Annotated in this window: 1 protein-coding gene; it reads right to left on the bottom strand. The window is 75.7% G+C overall.

Going from position 1 to position 1,053, the window contains the following annotated elements; all coding sequences use genetic code 11:
• Positions 1-120: 120 nt before the first annotated feature.
• A complete protein-coding gene (gene tsf, locus ABEB16_RS21590) occupies positions 121-948 on the bottom strand; it encodes a translation elongation factor Ts (RefSeq protein ID WP_345714229.1) in 828 nt (275 codons plus the stop codon).
• Positions 949-1,053 lie beyond the last annotated feature (105 nt).

The raw sequence follows: 1,053 nt of genomic DNA, 5'->3' as shown, positions 1-1,053 counted from the left end.
CGTGCTGCGCCGAGCGGGTGCCCGGGCGGCCGCCGCCGCGGGGCCGGGCGCGCCGCGGGGCGGGGACGGTGGTGCCGTCCCCGCCCCGGGCGGTGGTGCGGATGCGCCGGCGACGCGGTCTCAGACGCCGACGCGGAAGCGCGCGAAGGCGGTCGCGGTGGCGCCGGCGGCCTTGAGGACCTGCGCGACGGTCTGCTTCGGGTCCTTCGCGAAGGCCTGCTCCAGCAGGACGTTCTCCTTGAAGAAGCCGTTGACGCGGCCCTCGACGATGCGCGGCAGGGCGGCCTCGGGCTTGCCCTCCTCGCGCGAGGTGGCCTCGGCGACGCGGCGCTCGTTCTCCACGACGTCGGCCGGCACGTCCTCGCGGGCCAGGTACGTCGGCGACATCGCCGCGGCGTGCATCGCGACGTCGCGGCCGGCCTCGGCCGCCTCGGCGTCCAGGGCGACGAGCACGCCGATCTGCGGGGGCAGGTCGGCGCTGGTGCGGTGCAGGTAGGAGGCCACGGAGGTGCCCTCGACCCGCGCGACGCGGCGCACGACGATCTTCTCGCCGATGGTGGCGTTGGCCTCGTCCAGCACGGCCTGCACGGTGCGCCCGCCCAGGTCGCTGGCGAGGAGGGACTCCGCGTCCGCGGCACCGGTCGCGACGGCCTGGTCCAGCACCTGCCGGGCCAGCTCCTGGAAGCGCTCGCCCTTGGCGACGAAGTCCGTCTCGCAGTTGATCTCGACGAGCACGCCGAGGCCGCCCTCGACGTGCGCGGCCACCAGACCGTTGGAGGTGGTGCGGTCCTCGCGCTTGGTGACGCCCTTGAGACCCTTGACCCGCAGGATCTCGACGGCCTTGTCGAAGTCGCCCTCGGCCTCGACGAGCGCGTCCTTGCAGTTCAGCATGCCGGCGCCGGTCTTCTCGCGCAGCGCCTTGACGTCAGCCGCGGTGTAGGCAGCCATGGGGTCCTCTCCTCGTGAGTTCGGCGTGTCCGGTGCCGCGCGGCGGCGCGGCGGCCGACGCGCCCGCGCCGGTCGCCCGCGGTGCGGTGCGCCCGGCGCGGGAGC

The sequence above is a fragment of the Kineococcus glutinatus genome, from assembly GCF_039542765.1.
GTDB lineage: Bacteria > Actinomycetota > Actinomycetes > Actinomycetales > Kineococcaceae > Kineococcus_A > Kineococcus_A glutinatus.
The sequence above is the reverse complement of the archived record's forward strand: the minus strand, read 5'-3'. Positions and strand labels throughout refer to the sequence as shown.

What these genes read in the sequence shown, in the direction of transcription:
- tsf (WP_345714229.1), bottom strand. Translation starts at nt 948, where the DNA reads ATGGCTGCCTACACCGCGGCTGACGTCAAGGCGCTGCGCGAGAAGACC.